This is a genomic window from Pseudomonas turukhanskensis (assembly GCF_027922365.1).
Classification (GTDB): Bacteria; Pseudomonadota; Gammaproteobacteria; order Pseudomonadales; family Pseudomonadaceae; genus Aquipseudomonas; species Aquipseudomonas turukhanskensis.
The window spans coordinates 86,869-105,516 of record NZ_BSFN01000007.1 but is presented as its reverse complement, the minus strand read 5'-3'; the positions used below and the strand labels follow the sequence as shown (position 1 = coordinate 105,516).

Here is an 18,648-nt window from a genome sequence, read left to right as displayed (position 1 = left end):
TCAAAAAAGTTTATTTATCTTTGTTGGGGTTCAGGTGCGGCCAGGCGGCAATCAGGTAATGCACCATCGACCATAGCGTCAGCGCTGCAGCGATGATCAAGAGGCCGAAGCCGGTTATCACACGGAAGGTTTCGGATGGCGGGCTGGCCAACAGAATAACCAGAGCGAGCATCTGTGCTGCCGTCTTCCATTTCCCAAGGTTGGAGACCGCCACATGGGCACGGGCGCCCAGCTCGGCCATCCATTCGCGCAACGCGGAAATTACGATCTCACGGCCGATAATGATAGCGGCCGGAACGGTCAGCCAGATGGTGTGGTGCTCTTCCACCAATACCACCAGTGCCACGGCCACCATCAGCTTGTCGGCCACGGGGTCGAGGAATGCGCCAAATGGCGTGCTCTGCTCCCATTTGCGTGCCAGATACCCATCAAGCCAATCGGTTGCAGCTGCCACGGCAAATACGGCGCTGGCAGCCAGATAGCTCCATGAGAACGGCAAATAGAACAGCAACAGGAAAATCGGAATCAGCAGAACGCGCAGAACAGTAAGCAGGTTGGGAATATTCATCGGCACAACTAGGCAGCGAGGTGAGCGGGCATTCTACTCGCTGTGTAGTGCTGCATAAATCGACTCGGCGAGCTTTTTGCTGATTCCAGGCGCTTTGGCGATTTCTTCGGTACTGGCGCGCGCCAGTTCCTGCAGCCCACCGAAGTGATTGAGCAATTCGCGACGGCGCTTGGGCCCTACTCCCGCCACTTCCTCCAGATTCGAGGTGCGCCGGGTTTTGCCGCGGCGCGCACGGTGACCGGTGATGGCAAACCGGTGAGATTCATCGCGAATCTGTTGAATAAGGTGCAGTGCAGGTGAGTTACCGGGCAAGGTGAATTCGTGGGCGGCATCGTTCAGGTACAGCGTCTCGAGCCCCGGTTTGCGGGTGACGCCCTTGGCCACGCCGAGCAAAATCAGGTCTGGAACCGCGAGCTCCTGCAATACGTCGCGGGCCATGGCCAACTGGCCCTTGCCGCCGTCGACCAGAAGGATATCGGGCAACTTTCCCTCACCGTCTTTGATCTTGCTGAAGCGACGGGTCAGTGCCTGGTGCATAGCGGCATAGTCATCACCACCGGTCACGCCTTCAATGTTGTAACGGCGGTAATCGGACTTGAGCGGCCCTTCGGGCCCGAACACCACGCAAGACGCCACGGTCGCTTCGCCACTGGAATGGCTAATGTCGAAGCATTCCATGCGCTGCGGAATTTCGTCCATGTTCAGCGCTTGTGCCAGTGCTTCGAAACGCGCAGCGATATGCTGACGATCCGCCAGGCGTGACGCCAGCGCCAGTTCCGCATTGGTAACCGCCAACTGCTGCCAGCGCGCCCGCGTGCCGCGCACTTTGACGCTGATGGCTAACTCACGGCCGCGTAGCGAATGAATGGCTTCGATCAATACCGGAAAGTCTTCGTGATCGGTGTTTACGATCAATTCGCTAGGCAAATCGCGCTCGTGGCTGCCGAGGTAGTACTGCGCCAGAAAAGCAGCCAGCACATCACCAACGCCCTCTTCGATCGCCACCTGCGGATAGAAATTCTTGCTACCCAACACCCGACCGGCACGCACGCTGATCAGGTGCACACAGGCGCCACCTGGATTGACCATCGCGGCGATAACGTCCACATCGCCATTACCACCCTCCATGCTCTGCTGGTCCTGAACCCGGCGCAGCAAGGCAATCTGGTCTCGCAATTCGGCGGCCTGCTCGAACTGCAGGTTCATGGCTGCCTGCTCCATGCCGGAGGACAACTCATCGGTCAGTGCATTACTGCGCCCTTCCAGAAACATCACCGAGTGGCGAACGTCTTCGGCATATTCCTCGGCGGTCACCAGATTCGGCACGCAGGGCCCTTTGCAGCGCTTGATCTGGTATTGCAGGCACGGGCGAGTACGGTTCTTGAAATAGCTGTCTTCACACTGACGAACAAGAAAGGTTTTCTGCAGCAGGCTCAAACTTTCGCGAATGGCTCCGGCGCTTGGGTAAGGCCCGAAATACCGGCCTTTCAGTTTCTTCGCCCCACGGTGAATGCTCAGCCGCGGAAAGGCACCGTCGGAGAGAAACACGTAGGGATAGGATTTGTCGTCGCGCAACAGAATGTTGTACGGCGGCCGCCACTGCTTGATCAGCGTCTGCTCAAGCAGCAGCGCTTCGGTTTCGTTGGCGGTGATGGTGGTTTCGATCTGCGCGATCTTGGCCACAAGTGCAGCTGTTTTAGGCGCCAGACCCGTTTTGCGAAAGTAACTGGCCAGCCGTTTTTTCAGGTTTTTGGCTTTGCCCACGTATAGCAGCTTGGCTTCGGCATCGAACATGCGATAGACGCCGGGGCGACCACTGCTGGTGGCCAGAAACGCGCTGGAATCAAACGGCTCGCTCATTTCAACTGGTGGCATCAACCATCCCGTGGCGTACCGCCAACAGGGCCAACTCCACGTCGCTGGTGATTTCCAGTTTTTCGAAAATGCGGTAGCGGTAGGTGTTTACCGTTTTGGGCGACAGGCAGAGTTTGTCCGAGATGGTCTGCACTTTCTGGCAACCGGCGATCATCAACGCAATCTGGATTTCCCGCTCCGACAATAGATCGAACGGCGAGCCGCTGGTTTGCGGCTGGAACGATTTAAGCGCTAATTGCTGGGCGATTTGCGGGCTTATATAGCGCTGCCCGCCAAACACCATGCGAATGGCCTGCACCATTTCCTCCAGCGCCGCACCTTTGGTCAAATAGCCGGCAGCCCCCGCCTGCAACAGGCGCGTGGGGAAAGGATCGTCCTCACACACGGTGACGGCGATAACTTTAAGGTCGGGATGACTGCGTAGAAGTTTGCGCGTGGCTTCAAGGCCACCGATACCGGGCATCTTGATATCCATCAGCACGACATCCGGCTTCACTTCTCTAGCTTTTTTCAACGACTCCTCGCCGGAGTCGGCCTGACCGACGACCTGGAGGCCATCAATGTCGGCGAGCATACGCGTAATACCGGTCCGAACCAGATCGTGGTCATCGACCACTAGCACCCTAATCAAGCGACACCTCGTTGTGCGTCAAAGCCGCTTACCAAAGCGGTCTTATGGGATGGCGAACACCTTAACAAAAACTCACCGCAGCACCTAGCTTGGCGCAATAACGTCAATTAGCCAACGTCAGGATATTGAGTTCTGTCTTTGTACCTTCACGGCAATCGCGCTCACAAACATCCGTATTGCCCCGCGCTGCGCGCGCCTGATCAGGACTGAGAACCAGATAGTGGCGCCGCGACGGATATGACTTTAGGCTGAGGCCATGACTGATGTAACAAAAGAGCTACAACAAGATCGGATCATAGTTGCCGACGACCACCCTGTTTTCCGCGACGGACTTAGCCGGATTGTTCAGCGGATGTTCCCTAGCGCGTGCGTGTTGGAAGCTGGCGATATGGCAGATGTTCTGCGACTGGCCCGCGATGGCGCAGCCCCGCGCCTGTTTTTGCTCGACCTGCTATTTCCCGGACAATCCCCGCAGGCTGTGACAGCCTTGCGCCAGGCGTTCAAGCGCAGCTCTATCGTGATCGTGTCGATGGTCGAAGATCGGGCGTTGATCGATGAGGTGATGGCTGCCGGCGCCGATGGGTTTATCGGCAAGGCGACGCCGCCCGATCAAATCATTGCCGCGTTGCAGGCTGTCAGTGCCGGTGAATTCGTGTTGACGCTCGGCCCGGCTGGCTTGCCTGAATTCGTCAAATCCGGCCACGCACTGGACCAATTAACCCCTCGCCAGCAAGAGGTTCTGCAATTGGTGGCCCGGGGCCTCTCTAACAAGGAAATCGCCCGCGAACTGGATATCTCTCCGTTCACCGTGCGTATTCATGTCTCCTCCTTGCTACATACCCTGGACGTCAGCACCCGCACCGCCGCCGCAGCGCTGGCTGCGAAAGCGGGACTGGACTAACCCTCAAGACACTTGCCGCTCCAACTTGAACGCCACCAGCAACGAACGCAGCTCCGCTGGCAGCACCGGCTTTGGCAGCACCGGAACGCTCTCATCGTTCACCGCGTCCTGAACCCGGCGCACATCGTGCCCCGTGACGATGATGGCGGGGATATTGCGCCCGCTCAGTTGGCGCACGTAAGAGATGCAGTCAGCGCCCGAGGCTTCGGTGCCAAGGTCGAAGTCGGTAATCACCAAATCGAATGGGTTGTTGCTGCGCGGGATGGAGGCGTGAGTCTCCACCTCACAGCCCCACTTCTGCAGCAGCGTCGCGGTGGCGAGCAGAACGTTGTGATCGTCTTCGATCAGGCATACGCGAAGCCCGTCCAGCATCGGTGGCAGCACTGCCCGCTGCACCGCCGCTTGGCGCGGCACGACCGGCGCAGGCCGACACACGAGGCCATCGATGGCAACCAGCGTTCCCCGGCTTTCCTGCGAGCGAACCCGAATGGTCAGATCCATCAAGAGCCCCAAACGTTTGACAATGGCCAAGCCCAGGCCCATGCCTTCGACGTCTTTGCCCTTGGCCTGACGAACGCGAAAGAACTCTTCAAAGATGCTGTCCAGATTGCCTTCGGCGATGCCAAGCCCTTTGTCGTACAGCTCGATGGTCACGCCCTCCCCTCGGCGGCGAACGCCAATCAGCAAGGGCCTCCCGGGCGCGTATTTCAGGGCGTTGGACAGTAGGTTCTGCAACATGGTGGTGAGCAGCCCCGCATCGGCACGCACATACAGCGGCGCACAGTGCACACGAATGGAAACGCCGGCCCAACGCGCGGCCTCGGTGTTTTGCTGCACCAGGTGCTGGAGCAAGCTGTGCAGCGCGACCGTTTCGAATGCCGGAGTTACGCGACCGCTGTCCAGCGAATACATATCGAGAATGGTGCGAAACAGGCGCGAAACGCTATGCAGGGACTTGTCGATATTGTCTACCAGGCGCTGCTGCTCGGGGTACAGGTTGCCATCGCGCAAACAGGCAGTGAACAAGCTGATGGAGTGAATGGGTTGGCGCAGGTCATGGCTTGCCTGGGCCAGAAATCGCGACTTGGCCAGGTTCGCCGCCCGCTCGGCTTCAGCGGCCAGCTGCGAGCGTTTCAATAGCGCATGCATATAGCCGGGCACCATAACCGTGGTGATCAACAGAGTCATGATGAGAAACGGCTGCGACTGCCAATAGCTGGAGGTGCTCGCGGTTATCACCAAGGAGCCCACACCCATTACGGTGGCCACCAGCAGATAGCGCGAGCCATACCGCAGGCCATAGCCCACCGTGACCCACAGTAGAATGCCGTACACCGGCAACATTGCCGCGCCGCCGGAAGCCATGGTGAAAGTGATGCAGGAAAAATCGCTCAACAGGGTGAGAATGCGCCGGACGGGTCGGTTACCGGGCCGCCGGCGGATATCCAGCCATAGCAGCACCGAGCCCATGCAGAACAGAAAACCCAGGCAGGAAATCAGCCAGGCCACCTCACGGTCGATGATCGACTCGTGATAGACCCAGAGCATGTAACTGATGGCGATGGGTGTGATGATCAGGCGAACAACCGCCTGAGCGTGTTCCGTATCGTGGGAACGACTGACGCTTGCAGACATAAGCAAATCCTTGCAATGACTCTTCCAACCGTAGCGCCGCAACGTAAGCGGCCCTGCCTTCGGCGGCAAGAGCCTAACAGCCCGAGGCGACGGCTACCCTAGTACACCCGTACTATTCCTCGCCCCCACCACGCTCCCTAGACTGATTTCCCTCGCCTCGACATCCAGCCGCGGCACGGCACCCATACGCCGGTGACCAATAGGGAGAACCATATGAAACGCCAAGGAATTTTCACCACGCTATTTGCACTGCCGCTTTTGGCGACACTCTCCGGCTGCCTGCCGCAGAACACGCAAACTCAGGGGCTGAACAATGTGCAAACCGCAAACGGCCCTTGCGCGCCCAACGCCACCGCCGACTTGATTTCCACCGGCCGCAGCCTGCTGGCGATCACCAACTCGGTGCTGCAGACTCAGCAGAACCTCAGCGGCAACTCCACCGGCTACGCCCAACAAGTGCAAGCTGCCGAGCACGCGCAGAAAGTCAGCCAGGGCAACAAGGTGCTAGACAACGTCGAAAGCCTGACCGGCGCCAGCGCTGCCGCGCCGTGCACGCCGACCAGCGCATCGCGCTGATGGAATAAAAAACGCTGGAAAAACAAAAGCCCCGCAATGCGGGGCTTTTGTTTTATAGAGATGGCGGAGGCGGTGAGATTCGAACTCACGGACCTGTTACAGTCGGCAGTTTTCAAGACTGCTGCCTTAAACCGCTCGGCCACACCTCCAAAGTGCCGGCGATCATACCGGAACGAAACACACTGTCAAACTCTGTAGGTTGGCAGCGCCAAGTGCTCTGGTATGATCCCAGCGACTAAGGTCACGGAACCTATTAAGCCGTCTATCAGGAGTGTCGCCATGCACGAACAAGATTACGCACTCGGCCACGCGCAGGTCGAGCAGCAAGAAGTCAGCCGCGTACTGCGCAACACTTACGGGCTTCTGGCCCTGACCCTCGCCTTCAGCGGCGTGGTCGCTTATGTCGCCCAGCAGATGCGCGTTTCTTACCCAAACATCTTTGTCGTACTCATCGGTTTTTACGGTCTGTTTTTCCTTACCGCAAAACTGCGTGATTCGGGCTGGGGCCTGCTCTCCACCTTCGCCCTTACCGGATTCATGGGTTACACCCTCGGCCCGATCCTCAATCGCTACTTGGGCATGCCCAACGGTGGTGAGGTTATTTCCTCGGCTTTTGCCATGACAGCCCTGGTGTTCTTTGGCCTGTCCGCCTACGTGCTGACTACCCGCAAGGACATGAGCTTCCTGGCCGGTTTTATCACTGCCGGTTTCTTCGTGCTGCTCGGCGCCACAGTGGCCAGCTTCTTCTTCCAGATCAGCGGCCTGCAGTTGGCGATCAGCGCCGGTTTCGTGCTGTTCTCGTCGGTATGCATTCTGTTCCAGACCAGCCAGATCATTCATGGCGGTGAACGCAACTACATCATGGCAACCATCAGCCTTTACATCTCGATCTACAACCTTTTCGTCAGCCTGCTGCAGATTTTCGGCATCATGAGCAGCGACGACTGATTCACCCCGCTCCACAAAAAGCCCGCGCCAAGCGGGCTTTTTTATGCCTGCGCCGCGCAAACGCCGTATTATTCCGCCAGTTTTTCTGATCGGTCTGCATTATGAAATTCGCCATTGCCCTGTTCTCTGCGCCCCATGCGCCCTCCTCGCGCCGCGCCCTGCGTTTTGCCGAAGCAGTGCTGGCCGGCGGTCATGAGATTGTGCGGGTGTTCTTCTATCAGGACGGGGTATACAGCGCGGCCAGCACGCCCGTTACCCCGCAAGATGAATGGGATACCGCCGCTGCCTGGAGCGCCTTGGTGCGCGACCACCAGCTTGATGGCGTAGTGTGCATTGCCGCTGCCCTGCGCCGTGGCGTGCTCAATGACGAAGAGGCGCAGCGCTATGAGCGCGATGCCGCCAGCCTGGCCAAGCCATGGGAGCTTTCCGGGCTCGGCCAGTTGCATGAGGCCACACAACTGGCTGACCGCCTTGTCTGCTTCGGAGGCCCGTGAAATGGCCAAGTCTTTGTTGATCATTTGCCGCCAGGCGCCGTGGTCCGGGCCTGGCGCTCGCGAAGCACTCGATATCGCGCTGGCCGGCGGCGCCTTCGATTTGCCCATCGCCATGCTGTTTCTCGATGACGGTGTGTTCCAGCTGCAACCTGGGCAACATGCTGCGCCGGTTCAGCAGAAAGACCTCACCGCCAATTTGCAGGCCTTGCCGCTATTCGGTGTGGACGCGCTGTACAGCTCGGTCCGCAGCCTCGAAGAACGTGGTTTGCTCCATCAGGCACTGAGCCCCGCCACAGAAACCCTGAATGACGCGGCGCTCACTGCCCTGTTAGGCCAATACGACCAGGTGATTACGCTCTAATGGCCACATTGCATATGCTTTCCCACTCGCCCTTCAGCGATTCCCGCCTGGTCAGTTGCCTGCGCCTACTCGGGCCTGGCGATGGTCTGTTGTTAACCGGCGATGCCACCTACGCCCTGCAACCGGGCAGCGCTCAGCTGCAGGCCCTTGGCCTTATGCCCGACACGATAGCGCTGTTCGCGCTGGAAGAAGACCTGCAAGCACGTGCCATCGCAGCGCCGCCCCGTGTTCAGGTGGTGGACTACCCGGCCTTCGTGGAACTCTGCGCCACCTTTGCCAAGGTCAATAGCTGGCTATGACGCACCTGATCGTTGCCGACCGATCCCTGGCCCTGGATAAGGACGGCTACCTCGCCGACCTCAACGATTGGTCGCCGGCCGCCGCCGAAGCCTTGGCCGCGCAGGAAGAACTGACCCTGAGTGCCGAGCACTGGGAAGTGCTGCACCTGCTGCGCGCGTTCTACGCCGAATTCCAGCTATCCCCGGCCACCCGCCCACTGATCAAATATGCCGCGCTGAAACTGGGCGCCGACAAAGGCAACAGTCTGCACCTCAATCGCCTGTTCAAAGGCACCCCAGCCAAATTGGCCGCCAAACTGGCGGGCCTGCCGAAGCCGACCAACTGCCTATGACCGCTCAGCCGCTGACCCTCTCCACTCCCGCCGAACATCCGTTTGCCCAGTACGTGCGCATCCTCGGCAAGGGCAAGCGCGGTGCGCGCAACATGACCCAGGACGAGGCCCGCGAGGCCATGGGCATGCTGCTCGATGGAAAGGTTGAGGACACCCAACTCGGCGCTTTTCTGATGCTGATGCGCCACAAGGAAGAAAGCCCCGAAGAGCTCGCCGGCTTTACCCAAGCCGTACGCGCGCGGTTGAACGCGCCGAGCGTGCAGGTGGACATCGACTGGCCCTCCTACGCTGGCAAAAAACGCCATCTTCCGTGGTATCTGCTGGCGGCCAAATGCCTGGCCAACAGTGGCGTGCGTATTTTGATGCACGGTGGCGGCGCCCATACCGCCGGCCGCCTGTACAGCGAACAGTTGCTCGACCTGTTGGGCATTCCCCTGTGCCGAGACTGGGCAGCCACCGAGCAGGCACTCAACGCACACAATCTGGCGTTCTTCCCGCTGCTGGACTGGATGCCGCAACTGCAGCGCATGATCGACTTGCGCAATACCCTAGGCCTGCGCTCGCCCATTCACTCGCTAGCCCGAGTGCTGAATCCGCTTGGCGCCCGCTGCGGCTTGCAAAGCATATTTCACCCGGGCTATCAGGCTGCACACCGCGAAGCGAGCCAATTGCTGGGCGACAAAGCCATCGTGATCAAAGGCGATGGCGGCGAAATCGAGGTCAACCCGGATGCGACTTCACACCTGTACGGCACCGAAGCGGGCGCCAGTTGGGATGAAGAGTGGCCCGCTCTGTCACCGCAACGCCATGTAAAACCCGAGCGACTGGCGCCTGAGCATCTGCTGGCGTTCTGGCGCGGTAAAGTGGAAGACAGTTATGGCCGAATGGCCGTCATGGCGACCATTGCCGTGGCATTGCGTGGTCTGGATATCCCGCGCGAAGCGGCTTTCGCCCAAGCGGAAATCCACTGGCAAAACCGAAACAAATCGATTTAATCGATATTTTAGAGGCGCATTTTGCGCCATTCGTTCGAACCGATCGGCATAGACTCCTCTCCAACGCTAAAGAGCAGAGGAATCGAGTCATGGGTTTATTAGTCGATGGCCAGTGGCAAGACCAGTGGTACAACACCGCCGATGGTGGTCGTTTCAAACGCGAAAACGCGCAACGCCGCAACTGGGTAACCGCTACCGGCGAGGCCGGCCCCAGTGGTGAAGGCGGCTTCAAGGCCGAGGCTGGCCGCTATCACCTCTACGTGTCGCTGGCCTGCCCGTGGGCACATCGCACCCTTATTTTCCGCAAGCTCAAAGGCTTGGAAAGCCTGATCGATGTATCGGTGGTCAGCTGGCTGATGCGCGAAAACGGCTGGACCTTTGACACTGCCCACGGCTCCACCGGCGACCCGTTGGACGACCTCCAACTCATGTACCAGCGCTACGCCGCCGACGACGCCCATTACACCGGCCGCGTAACCGTGCCTGTGCTGTGGGACAAGAAGCTCGAGCGCATCGTCAGCAACGAATCTTCCGAGATCATCCGCATGTTCAACTCGGCATTTGACGAGCTGACCGGCAACCACCTGGACTTCTACCCCGAAGCCCTGCGCGGCGAAATCGATGCTCTGAACGAGCGCATCTACCCTAACGTGAACAACGGGGTTTACCGCGCTGGCTTTGCGACGACGCAGGAAGCTTACGAAGAAGCCTTCGACGGCCTGTTCAACACCCTCGAATCACTGGAAACGCTGCTGGACAAAAACCGCTACCTGACGGGCCAGCAGATCACCGAAGCCGACTGGCGCCTGTTCACGACGTTGATTCGCTTTGATGCGGTGTACCACGGCCACTTCAAGTGCAACCTCAAGCGCATTGAGGACTACCCGAATCTGTCGAACTGGTTGCGTGAGCTGTATCAATGGCCGGGCGTGGCGCAAACCGTGGACTTTGAGCATATCAAGCACCACTACTACGCCAGCCACCTGACCATCAACCCGACCGGGGTGGTGCCGAAAGGGCCGTTGCAAGATTTCCTGCGGGCGCATGATCGCGACCGCTTGGTTGGGCGTTCCGCCAGCCAGGCCTGAGAAAGGCATATCCCGTCGCCCCCGCGCAGGCGGGGGCCCAGAATTTTTGGATAAAACCCACATCTTCGCCCGCCGCGACATTCTGGATTCCCGCATTCGCTGGAATGACGGTGGTCGCGTGTTTAGAGACCGGCCTGCGCGCCTTCAAACCACGCAAGCTTCTCGCGCAACGTCACCACTTCCCCCACGATCACCAGCGTCGGCGCATGCACTTCATGCTCGGCTACCAACTTCGGCAAATTGCCGAGCGTGCCGGTGAATACGCGCTGATTGTGGGTGGTACCTTGCTGAATGAGCGCCGCCGGCGTGTCGCTGCTGCGACCGTGCAGCACCAACTGCTCGCAGATCGACGGCAAGCCGACCAACCCCATATAGAACACCAGCGTCTGCCCTGGCGCCACCAGGTCTGGCCAGGGTAGATCGGTGCTGCCGTCCTTCAAGTGGCCGGTGACAAAACGCACCGACTGCGCATAGTCCCGGTGGGTAAGCGGAATACCGGCGTATGCGGCGCAACCACTGGCTGCAGTGATGCCCGGCACGACCTGGAAGGGAATGCCATGGGCGGCCAGCTCTTCGATTTCTTCGCCACCACGGCCGAAGATGAATGGGTCGCCGCCCTTCAGGCGCAGCACGCGCTTGCCTTGCTTGGCGAGGGTGACCAATTGCTGATTGAGTTGTTCCTGCGGCACGGCGTGATCGGCGCGCTGTTTGCCGACATAGATGCGCTCGGCATCACGCCGGCACAGTTCGACAATGGCCGGCGCCACCAGGCGGTCGTAGAGCACCACGTCGGCCTGCTGCATCAGACGCAAGGCCCGGAAGGTCAACAGGTCGGGGTCGCCGGGGCCAGCGCCCACTAGATACACCTCGCCTTTAACCTCACCGGTTTCGCCGTCCAGGCGTGCCTGTAACAACCGCTCGGCTTCACTGCCCTGCCCGGCCAGCATGCGCTCGGCGATAGGCCCTTGAAACACGTCTTCCCAGAACACGCGGCGTTGCTGCAAATCCGGAAACCGGTCTTTAACCTGCGCCCGAAAGCGCTTGGCCAAGCCGGCCAACTGGCCATAAGCGGCGGGAATCCAGGTTTCCAGTTTGGCGCGAATCAGGCGCGCGAGAACAGGCGCGTCGCCGCCACTGGAAACCGCTACCAGCAAGGGCGAGCGGTCGACGATGGCAGGAAAGATCACACTGCACAGCGCGGGCGAATCCACCACATTAACGGGCACGCCGCGAGCGCGAGCGTCTTGCGATACCTGGGCATTCAGCGGCTCGTCGTCGGTTGCTGCAATGGCTAGCACGCAGCCATCCAGATCTGATTCGCCGTAACCGCGCAGCAACGGCTCGCCGCCGCTGGCGGCCACCAGCGCCGCCAACTGGCTATCGATCTGCGGCGCCACAACCCGCAGCACAGCACCGGTATCGGCCACCAACCGCGACTTGCGCAAGGCGATTTCGCCGCCGCCAACCACCAACACGCGTTGCCCGCGCAGGTTATGAAACAGCGGCAAATACTCCATTTAACCGATGACCTCAAGGCCACCCATATACGGCTTCAGCACGTCCGGCACACGGATGGAGCCGTCGGCCTGCTGGTAGTTTTCCAGCACGGCCACCAGGGTACGGCCTACGGCCAGGCCGGAGCCGTTGAGGGTGTGCACCAATTCAGGCTTGCCGGTTTCCGGGTTACGCCAGCGCGCTTGCATACGACGGGCCTGGAAGTCACCGCAGTTGGAGCAGGAGGAGATCTCGCGGTATTTATCCTGGCTCGGCACCCACACTTCGAGGTCGTAAGTCTTTACCGCGCCAAAGCCCATATCGCCGGTGCACAGCGCCAGAACTCGGTATGGCAGGCCAAGCAGTTGCAGCACCTTCTCGGCGTTGGCAGTCAGCCCTTCCAGCGCTTCGTTGGAAGTGCTCGGCTCGACAATCTGCACCATCTCGACCTTGTCGAATTGGTGCTGACGGATCATGCCGCGCGTATCACGCCCAGATGCGCCTGCCTCGCTGCGAAAGCACGGCGTGTGAGCCACGAACTTCAGCGGCAGTTGCTTGGCATCGAGAATCTCGCCGTTGACAATATTGGTCAGCGACACTTCAGCAGTCGGAATCAGGTACAGATCGGCTTCGCCTTCGCGGCTGATCTTGAACAGGTCTTCCTCGAACTTCGGCAGCTGGCCAGTGCCTTGCAGCGCCGGGGCTTGCACCAGGTAAGGGGTGTAAGCCTCTTCGTAACCGTGCTCGCCGGTGTGCAGGTTGATCATGAACTGCGCCAGGGCGCGGTGCAGGCGGGCAATCGGGCCGCGCAGAATGGCAAAGCGGGCGCCGGACAGCTTGGCCGCGCGCTCGAAATCGAGCCAGCCATGCCGTTCGCCCAGGGCGACGTGGTCCTGAATCGGGAAATCGAAGGTGGTCGGTGTACCCCAGGCGCGCACTTCGACGTTGTCGTCTTCGTCTTTACCCACCGGTACGGATTCATGCGGCAGGTTGGGGATACCCAGCAGGATGCTATCCAACTCGGCTTGAATGCCTTCCAACTGCACTTTGCCGTCAGCCAGCTCTGTGGCCATACGATCAACGTCAGCCATCAGCGGCGCGATGTCTTCGCCACGGGCCTTAGCCTGGCCGATGGATTTCGAACGGGCGTTACGCTCGGCCTGCAACTGCTCGGTGTTGCTCTGCACGGTTTTACGCTGCGCTTCGAGCGACTCGATGCGCGCGACATCCAGTTGATAGCCACGGGTGGCCAGGCGCTCGGCGATGGCGTGCAGTTCGCTACGGATCAGTTTCGGATCAAGCATGTTCGTCTCTCATCATCAGAGTTTGGTCAGGAGCAAGCCCGCCCAGGTGGCGAGCAGGCCGCCGAACACACTGAGCGCCGCGTAGCCCAGGGCCAGTGGCAACTGCCCGCTTTCCAGCAGGCGCAGTGTGTCGAGGGAAAAGGAAGAAAACGTTGTCAGGCCACCGAGGAAGCCGACAATCAGACCTGCGCGCAATTCTATCGGCAGTTCCGGGCGCATCAAAAAGAAACCGTACAACAAGCCAATCAACAGGCAGCCGACAATGTTCACCAGAAACGTGCCGAGGCTGAAATGCTGCGGCCAGTTGGCTGCGATCCAGGTGCCAGTAGCAAAGCGCACCAAGGTGCCGACGGCGCCACCGAGGGCTACCGCGAGAATCAGACGAATCATGGTTTTCTCCGCTGCCGTGGGCTGGCCCGGTCTTGCGCGGCCAGGTGGTTGAGCTTGTCGCGAATTTTCAGTTCCAGGCCACGCGCCACCGGCTGGTAATACTGCCGGGGCTCGAGCGCGTCGGGGAAGTAATCTTCGCCGGCGGCGTACGCATCGGGCTCGTCATGGGCGTAGCGGTATTCGTCGCCGTAGCCAAGCTCTTTCATCAGCTTGGTCGGGGCATTGCGCAGGTGCAATGGCACCTCTTGCGAACCTTGCTCGGCGGCATCGCGCATGGCGGCCTTGAAAGCGCTGTAGACGGCGTTGCTCTTCGGGGCGCAGGCCAGATAGACGATGGCCTGCGCCACCGCCAGCTCACCTTCGGGGCTACCCAGACGCTCCTGCACATCCCACGCATTCAGGCACAAGGTCAGGGCGCGCGGGTCGGCGTTGCCGATGTCTTCGCTGGCCATGCGCACTACCCGGCGGGCGATATACAGCGGGTCGCAGCCGCCATCGAGCATGCGCGCAAACCAGTACAGCGCGCCGTCGGGGCTGGAGCCGCGCACGGATTTGTGCAGTGCGGAAATCTGGTCGTAAAAGGCCTCGCCGCCCTTGTCGAACCGCCGGCGGCTGTCGCCCAGCAGGTTCTGCAGCAGGTCCACGCTCAGTTCGCCATCGTCTTCGGCGAGATCGGCAGCGTTTTCGAGGAAGTTCAGCAGGCGACGGCCATCGCCGTCGGCGGCGGCCATAAGAATCTTGAAGCTTTCGTCCGGCAGCGTGAGGCGGCGGTCACCCAGGCCTTTCGGATCGGTAAGAGCGCGGTGCACCAACTTGCGCAGGGCTTCTTCGTCGAGGCTTTTCAATACATAGACGCGCGCCCGTGACAGCAAGGCGTTGTTCAGTTCGAACGAAGGGTTTTCCGTGGTGGCGCCAATAAAGATCAGCGTGCCGTCTTCTACGTACGGCAAAAACGCATCCTGCTGCGACTTGTTGAAGCGGTGTACTTCGTCGACAAACAGAATGGTGCGGCGGCCATACTGCGCAGCGTGTTGCTGAGCCACTTCGACCGCCTGACGAATTTCCTTCACGCCGGACAGCACCGCAGAAATCGTCTCGAAGTGTGCATCGGAAACCTGGGCCAACAACCGCGCCAGGGTAGTTTTCCCCACGCCAGGCGGCCCCCAGAAGATCATCGAATGCAGCGCGCCCTGCTCCAACGCTTCGCGCAGCGGTTTGCCACGGGCCAGCAGGTGCTCCTGACCGACGTACTCGTCCAGGCTGGCCGCGCGCAAACGAGCAGCCAGAGGTTGAGCGACGGGGGTATTGCGGAACAGGTCCATGGCAGGCGCAGGCGTCTCGTAGAAAAGCGGTCGGTTATTCCTGGATGACGTCGGCGCCGGCAGGCACCTCGAAGGTGAACTGTTTGGCGTCCACCGCCGGGTTCATCTTCACGCCCAGAAACAGGATATTGGTGCGCTGGCCCACGCTGTCGATCAGTTGCATGTCGTTGATCACGCCTCTCTTGAACGACAAGCGCAGGTTATCGAACAGGGTGTCCTTGGCTTTGGGCTTGAGGGTGAAGTCCACCACGTCGCCCGCTTCCTTGAAGCTGATATCGAAGTTCTGACGAATTTCCGAAACATCGCCAGACAGCAGCAGCGCTGGTGTGTGGGTCAGACGCTGGTCGAGCTTTTGAATGGTGACTTGCTGCAGATCGGGGTCATACAGCCAGATTTGCTGACCGTTGGACACCAGCAGTTGCTCTTGCGGCTCGTCGGTATGCCAGCGGAACAGGCCCGGGCGTTTGAGCGCCAACTCACCGGCAGTTTCCTGCAGCGAAGTAGAGCCGCTGCCATCCACGGTAATCTGGGAAAAACGTGCCGTGATGGTTTGAGCCTGGCTGAGCAACTGGGTGAGCTTTTGCACAGCGGCTTCATCGTCGGCTTGCGCCGGAATCGCGGTAACAGCCATGGCAGCCAGCAACAGCAAGCGGATCAGGCGCATGGAAATCCTCGTCATTGGGTTACACATAAAAAAGGGGAAACAGGCGCCGTCAGTCGCGAATCGGCGCTGGGGCAACCACATCGCGCGAGCCATTGGTGTTCATGGCGGTAACCACACCGGCCATTTCCATCGCCTCGACCATGCGCGCGGCGCGGTTGTAGCCAATTTTCAGCTTGCGCTGCACGGCGGAAATCGAGGCGCGGCGGCTTTCGGTCACGAAACGCACCGCTTCGTCGTACAGGGGGTCTTCTTCACTTCCCTCGCCACCTTCACCACCACCACTGCCGCCGTCAAAGCCGCTGCCGGCCTCTTCCACACCATTGAGAATGTCGTCGATGTAGTCCGGCGCGCCGCGCAGCTTCCAGGCCTCCACCACGCGGTGCACTTCTTCGTCAGACACAAACGCGCCGTGAACGCGGATCGGCAAACCGGTGCCCGGTGGCAGATACAGCATGTCACCGTGACCAAGCAGTTGTTCGGCGCCACCCTGATCGAGAATGGTGCGCGAATCGATCTTGCTCGACACCTGGAACGCCATACGGGTGGGAATGTTGGCCTTAATGAGACCGGTGATTACATCCACCGACGGGCGCTGGGTGGCAAGAATCAGGTGAATACCGGCCGCGCGGGCTTTTTGCGCGATACGGGCGATCAGCTCTTCGACCTTTTTGCCGACGATCATCATCATGTCGGCGAACTCGTCGACCACCACCACGATGGTGGGCAGCGTGTGCAGCAGCGGTGCTTCGTCGTGAATGCTTTCGCGCTTGTACAGCGGATCGGCAATCGGCTCGCCCGCTTCTTCGGCATCTTTGACCTTGCGGTTGAAACCGGCGAGGTTACGTACGCCCAGCTTGGACATCAGCTTGTAGCGGCGCTCCATCTCGGCAACGCTCCAACGCAGGGCGTTGGCCGCTTCCTTCATGTCGGTGACCACCGGGCACAGCAAGTGCGGAATGCCTTCGTAGATCGACAGTTCGAGCATCTTCGGGTCGATCATGATCAGGCGCGCATCTTCCGGGCCGGACTTGAAAAGAATCGACAGAATCATGGCGTTCACGCCCACCGACTTACCGGAACCGGTAGTACCGGCCACCAGCAGGTGCGGCATGCGTGCCAGGTCAGTGATGACAGGACGGCCGCCAATGTCGTGGCCCAACGCCAAGGTGACGGGCGACTTGGCGTCGTCGTACTCGGGCGAGGACAGCACTTCGGAGAAGCGCACGATCTGGCGGTCTTCGTTGGGAATTTCGATACCGACGGTGGTCTTGCCGGGAATCACTTCAACCACCCGCACGCTCATAACCGCCAGTGAGCGCGCCAGGTCGCGGGCCAGGCCGGAAATGCGGCTGACCTTGATGCCGGCAGCCGGCTGGATTTCAAAACGGGTAATGACCGGGCCCGGGTGCACGGATTCGACGATCACCTCGACACCAAACTCCTTAAGCTTGATTTCGAGCAGACGCGACATGGCTTCCAGCGATTCCGGGGAGAATTTCTTCTGCTTCTTCTCGGCCGGGTCGAGGATGGAAATCGGTGGCAAGGTGCCTTCCACCGCGCTGTCGACAAACAGGGATACCTGCTTCTCTTTCTGCACGCGCTTGCTCGGCTCGGCGGCCTTGGGCGCTGCTGGCGGGGTAATGATCGGCGCCGGGCGGCTTTCGCGCTCGGTCATGTGTTTGCTCAGGGCGTCATCGCGTTCGATGATGCGCTCTTTGACTTTGGCCTGTTCACGGCGGTCGTGCACCACCGGAGCGGCGACTTCGCTAACGCGGTCATCGACTTCACGCAGCTGCGCAACCAGCTGTTTGCGCTCCACGCGCGAACTCCACCAGTTGTTGATCAGGCTGTTGATCAGTTCAAAGAGGTCGAGGGTGATCTTGCCGGTGATGTCCATGACCTTGAACCACGACAGGTCGCTGAACACCGTCAGGCCAAACAGGAACAAGGCGATAAACAGCAAGGTGCTGCCTTGCACGTTCAGTGCAGCGACGGCAAGTTGGCCGAGGCTCTCGCCCAGCGCGCCCCCGGCAGAGGCCGGCATGGTGCCGCCGGAATGAAAGTGGATATAGGCCAGCGAGGCGCCGGAAAGTACCAGAAACACCAGGCCGATCAGGCGCCAGGAAAACAGCCAGCCGTTCCACTGCCACGGCTCATGACGGTTGCGAAACACCTGCACGGTCTTGATGACCAGCAGGCCAGGAAAGAGGTAAGCGAAGTAGCCGAGGGCCATGAACAGGATGTCGGCGAACCAGGCTCCGGCGCGGCCAGCGGCGTTCTGCACTTGCACCACGTTGCTGGTGTGGGTCCAGCCCGGATCGTTCTGGTCGTAGGTGAGCAATGCCATCCACAGATAGAGGCAAAGCGCACCGAGGGCGATCAATGCACCTTCCTTGAGCCGGTAGTGCAATTGCTGACGCCAGACTGGTGCTTGAGCGGTGGTGGTGGAATTCTTCAAAACGCGTCTTTTCCTGCGCTTGTGGCGCGTCCAACTAACGATTGCCGGCGAAAAACTCGGCCATTCAGACCGTGTGAAAACGACTGCGCTCGGTTTAGCGGCGTTAAAAACAGGCGGAAAATGCTCATTGACTAAGTGTCAACTGCGCTTTTCCAACTGTTTTTGCCTTGCCAAACCTTCGCTCGCTACGTTTTCACGCAGTCTGCATTGTACGGATTTACCCGCTTGTTGCCACGCGCCCAGGCGTGCCTGCGGTGCGTTTTGCCGGCCTCTGCTGCTTCGGTGTAGCATAGCTGCCAACATCTTTCATGCG

The 18,648-nt window shown here is 60.1% G+C and carries 19 protein-coding genes and 1 tRNA gene; 9 read left to right on the top strand and 11 right to left on the bottom strand.

The window, feature by feature from the left end; all coding sequences use genetic code 11:
• Window positions 1-10: 10 nt before the first annotated feature.
• Genes pgsA through gacA form a run of 3 tightly spaced genes read right to left on the bottom strand, consistent with a single transcriptional unit; the run spans window position 11 to window position 3,074 of the window.
• Window positions 11-568 (bottom strand): CDP-diacylglycerol--glycerol-3-phosphate 3-phosphatidyltransferase, encoded by a 558-nt coding sequence (gene pgsA, locus PKE98_RS13880; RefSeq protein ID WP_271195889.1) that lies wholly within the window; start codon window positions 566-568, stop codon window positions 11-13.
• Window positions 569-601: 33 nt separating this feature from the next.
• Window positions 602-2,428, bottom strand: coding sequence for an excinuclease ABC subunit UvrC (gene uvrC / locus PKE98_RS13875; protein WP_271196034.1), 1,827 nt, complete (start codon window positions 2,426-2,428; stop codon window positions 602-604).
• A 1-nt stretch (window position 2,429) separates the two neighbouring features.
• Entirely contained in the window at window positions 2,430-3,074 is a 645-nt protein-coding gene (gacA, locus tag PKE98_RS13870; RefSeq protein WP_108094550.1) for a response regulator transcription factor GacA, read from the bottom strand.
• A gap of 256 nt (window positions 3,075-3,330) precedes the next feature.
• Here gacA and PKE98_RS13865 point away from each other — a divergent pair, with 256 nt between their 5' ends.
• Window positions 3,331-3,975: a LuxR C-terminal-related transcriptional regulator gene (locus PKE98_RS13865; protein ID WP_271195888.1), complete on the top strand. Its 645-nt coding sequence runs from the start codon at window positions 3,331-3,333 to the stop codon at window positions 3,973-3,975.
• Between the two features lie 3 nt (window positions 3,976-3,978).
• On the opposite strand, the gene PKE98_RS13860 is transcribed toward PKE98_RS13865, so the two are convergent.
• Window positions 3,979-5,610 carry a hybrid sensor histidine kinase/response regulator gene (locus PKE98_RS13860; protein ID WP_271195887.1) on the bottom strand — a complete coding sequence of 544 codons (1,632 nt, stop codon included), beginning with the start codon at window positions 5,608-5,610 and terminating at the stop codon, window positions 3,979-3,981.
• Window positions 5,611-5,823: 213 nt separating this feature from the next.
• Here PKE98_RS13860 and PKE98_RS13855 point away from each other — a divergent pair, with 213 nt between their 5' ends.
• Window positions 5,824-6,186: a hypothetical protein gene (locus PKE98_RS13855; RefSeq protein WP_271195886.1), complete on the top strand. Its 363-nt coding sequence runs from the start codon at window positions 5,824-5,826 to the stop codon at window positions 6,184-6,186.
• A 61-nt stretch (window positions 6,187-6,247) separates the two neighbouring features.
• Here PKE98_RS13855 and PKE98_RS13850 read toward each other — a convergent pair.
• A tRNA-Ser gene (locus tag PKE98_RS13850) sits at window positions 6,248-6,335 on the bottom strand.
• A 130-nt stretch (window positions 6,336-6,465) separates the two neighbouring features.
• Between PKE98_RS13850 and PKE98_RS13845 the strand changes: the two genes are divergently transcribed.
• The 7 genes from PKE98_RS13845 to PKE98_RS13815 all read left to right on the top strand — a co-directional run bounded on the left by PKE98_RS13845 (window position 6,466) and on the right by PKE98_RS13815 (window position 10,703).
• Window positions 6,466-7,134 carry a Bax inhibitor-1/YccA family protein gene (locus PKE98_RS13845; RefSeq protein ID WP_271195885.1) on the top strand — a complete coding sequence of 223 codons (669 nt, stop codon included), beginning with the start codon at window positions 6,466-6,468 and terminating at the stop codon, window positions 7,132-7,134.
• A gap of 101 nt (window positions 7,135-7,235) precedes the next feature.
• On the top strand, window positions 7,236-7,628 hold the full coding sequence (tusD, locus tag PKE98_RS13840) for a sulfurtransferase complex subunit TusD (RefSeq protein WP_271195884.1): 393 nt from the start codon (window positions 7,236-7,238) through the stop codon (window positions 7,626-7,628).
• A gap of 1 nt (window position 7,629) precedes the next feature.
• Window positions 7,630-7,989, top strand: coding sequence for a sulfurtransferase complex subunit TusC (gene tusC, locus PKE98_RS13835; RefSeq protein ID WP_271195883.1), 360 nt, complete (start codon window positions 7,630-7,632; stop codon window positions 7,987-7,989).
• On the top strand, window positions 7,989-8,288 hold the full coding sequence (gene tusB, locus PKE98_RS13830; RefSeq protein ID WP_271195882.1) for a sulfurtransferase complex subunit TusB: 300 nt from the start codon (window positions 7,989-7,991) through the stop codon (window positions 8,286-8,288). Before tusC ends, tusB begins: the two co-directional genes overlap by 1 nt.
• Entirely contained in the window at window positions 8,285-8,620 is a 336-nt protein-coding gene (locus PKE98_RS13825; protein WP_271195881.1) for a TusE/DsrC/DsvC family sulfur relay protein, read from the top strand. The genes tusB and PKE98_RS13825 overlap by 4 nt, the downstream gene beginning before the upstream one ends.
• Window positions 8,617-9,615 (top strand): glycosyl transferase family protein, encoded by a 999-nt coding sequence (locus PKE98_RS13820; protein ID WP_271195880.1) that lies wholly within the window; start codon window positions 8,617-8,619, stop codon window positions 9,613-9,615. Before PKE98_RS13825 ends, PKE98_RS13820 begins: the two co-directional genes overlap by 4 nt.
• 89 nt (window positions 9,616-9,704) lie before the next feature.
• Window positions 9,705-10,703 (top strand): glutathione S-transferase family protein, encoded by a 999-nt coding sequence (locus PKE98_RS13815; protein WP_271195879.1) that lies wholly within the window; start codon window positions 9,705-9,707, stop codon window positions 10,701-10,703.
• Window positions 10,704-10,825: 122 nt separating this feature from the next.
• On the opposite strand, the gene cysG is transcribed toward PKE98_RS13815, so the two are convergent.
• Genes cysG through ftsK form a run of 6 tightly spaced genes read right to left on the bottom strand, consistent with a single transcriptional unit; the run spans window position 10,826 to window position 18,377 of the window.
• Complete coding sequence (gene cysG, locus PKE98_RS13810) at window positions 10,826-12,220, bottom strand: siroheme synthase CysG (RefSeq protein ID WP_271195878.1); 1,395 nt, start codon at window positions 12,218-12,220, stop codon at window positions 10,826-10,828.
• Complete coding sequence (gene serS / locus PKE98_RS13805; protein WP_271195877.1) at window positions 12,221-13,501, bottom strand: serine--tRNA ligase; 1,281 nt, start codon at window positions 13,499-13,501, stop codon at window positions 12,221-12,223.
• A 15-nt stretch (window positions 13,502-13,516) separates the two neighbouring features.
• The gene (gene crcB / locus PKE98_RS13800; protein ID WP_271195876.1) at window positions 13,517-13,891 is read right to left on the bottom strand and encodes a fluoride efflux transporter CrcB; all 375 of its coding nucleotides are present in this window, start codon (window positions 13,889-13,891) and stop codon (window positions 13,517-13,519) included.
• The gene (locus PKE98_RS13795) at window positions 13,888-15,213 is read right to left on the bottom strand and encodes a replication-associated recombination protein A (protein ID WP_271195875.1); all 1,326 of its coding nucleotides are present in this window, start codon (window positions 15,211-15,213) and stop codon (window positions 13,888-13,890) included. The genes crcB and PKE98_RS13795 overlap by 4 nt, the downstream gene beginning before the upstream one ends.
• A gap of 34 nt (window positions 15,214-15,247) precedes the next feature.
• Window positions 15,248-15,877 (bottom strand): outer membrane lipoprotein periplasmic chaperone LolA, encoded by a 630-nt coding sequence (gene lolA, locus PKE98_RS13790; protein ID WP_271195874.1) that lies wholly within the window; start codon window positions 15,875-15,877, stop codon window positions 15,248-15,250.
• A gap of 49 nt (window positions 15,878-15,926) precedes the next feature.
• Window positions 15,927-18,377, bottom strand: a complete 2,451-nt coding sequence (gene ftsK / locus PKE98_RS13785) for a DNA translocase FtsK (RefSeq protein ID WP_271196033.1) — start codon at window positions 18,375-18,377, stop codon at window positions 15,927-15,929.
• Between the last annotated feature and the right edge of the window lie 271 nt (window positions 18,378-18,648).

Bases quoted from the DNA above. Each gene is read 5' to 3' on its own strand.
- pgsA (WP_271195889.1), bottom strand. From the start codon at position 568: ATGAATATTCCCAACCTGCTTACTGTTCTGCGCGTTCTGCTGATTCCG.
- uvrC (WP_271196034.1), bottom strand. From the start codon at position 2,428: ATGAGCGAGCCGTTTGATTCCAGCGCGTTTCTGGCCACCAGCAGTGGT.
- PKE98_RS13865 (WP_271195888.1), top strand. From the start codon at position 3,331: ATGACTGATGTAACAAAAGAGCTACAACAAGATCGGATCATAGTTGCC.
- PKE98_RS13860 (WP_271195887.1), bottom strand. From the start codon at position 5,610: ATGTCTGCAAGCGTCAGTCGTTCCCACGATACGGAACACGCTCAGGCG.
- PKE98_RS13855 (WP_271195886.1), top strand. From the start codon at position 5,824: ATGAAACGCCAAGGAATTTTCACCACGCTATTTGCACTGCCGCTTTTG.
- PKE98_RS13845 (WP_271195885.1), top strand. From the start codon at position 6,466: ATGCACGAACAAGATTACGCACTCGGCCACGCGCAGGTCGAGCAGCAA.
- tusD (WP_271195884.1), top strand. From the start codon at position 7,236: ATGAAATTCGCCATTGCCCTGTTCTCTGCGCCCCATGCGCCCTCCTCG.
- tusC (WP_271195883.1), top strand. From the start codon at position 7,630: ATGGCCAAGTCTTTGTTGATCATTTGCCGCCAGGCGCCGTGGTCCGGG.
- tusB (WP_271195882.1), top strand. From the start codon at position 7,989: ATGGCCACATTGCATATGCTTTCCCACTCGCCCTTCAGCGATTCCCGC.
- PKE98_RS13825 (WP_271195881.1), top strand. From the start codon at position 8,285: ATGACGCACCTGATCGTTGCCGACCGATCCCTGGCCCTGGATAAGGAC.
- PKE98_RS13820 (WP_271195880.1), top strand. From the start codon at position 8,617: ATGACCGCTCAGCCGCTGACCCTCTCCACTCCCGCCGAACATCCGTTT.
- PKE98_RS13815 (WP_271195879.1), top strand. From the start codon at position 9,705: ATGGGTTTATTAGTCGATGGCCAGTGGCAAGACCAGTGGTACAACACC.
- cysG (WP_271195878.1), bottom strand. From the start codon at position 12,220: ATGGAGTATTTGCCGCTGTTTCATAACCTGCGCGGGCAACGCGTGTTG.
- serS (WP_271195877.1), bottom strand. From the start codon at position 13,501: ATGCTTGATCCGAAACTGATCCGTAGCGAACTGCACGCCATCGCCGAG.
- crcB (WP_271195876.1), bottom strand. From the start codon at position 13,891: ATGATTCGTCTGATTCTCGCGGTAGCCCTCGGTGGCGCCGTCGGCACC.
- PKE98_RS13795 (WP_271195875.1), bottom strand. From the start codon at position 15,213: ATGGACCTGTTCCGCAATACCCCCGTCGCTCAACCTCTGGCTGCTCGT.
- lolA (WP_271195874.1), bottom strand. From the start codon at position 15,877: ATGCGCCTGATCCGCTTGCTGTTGCTGGCTGCCATGGCTGTTACCGCG.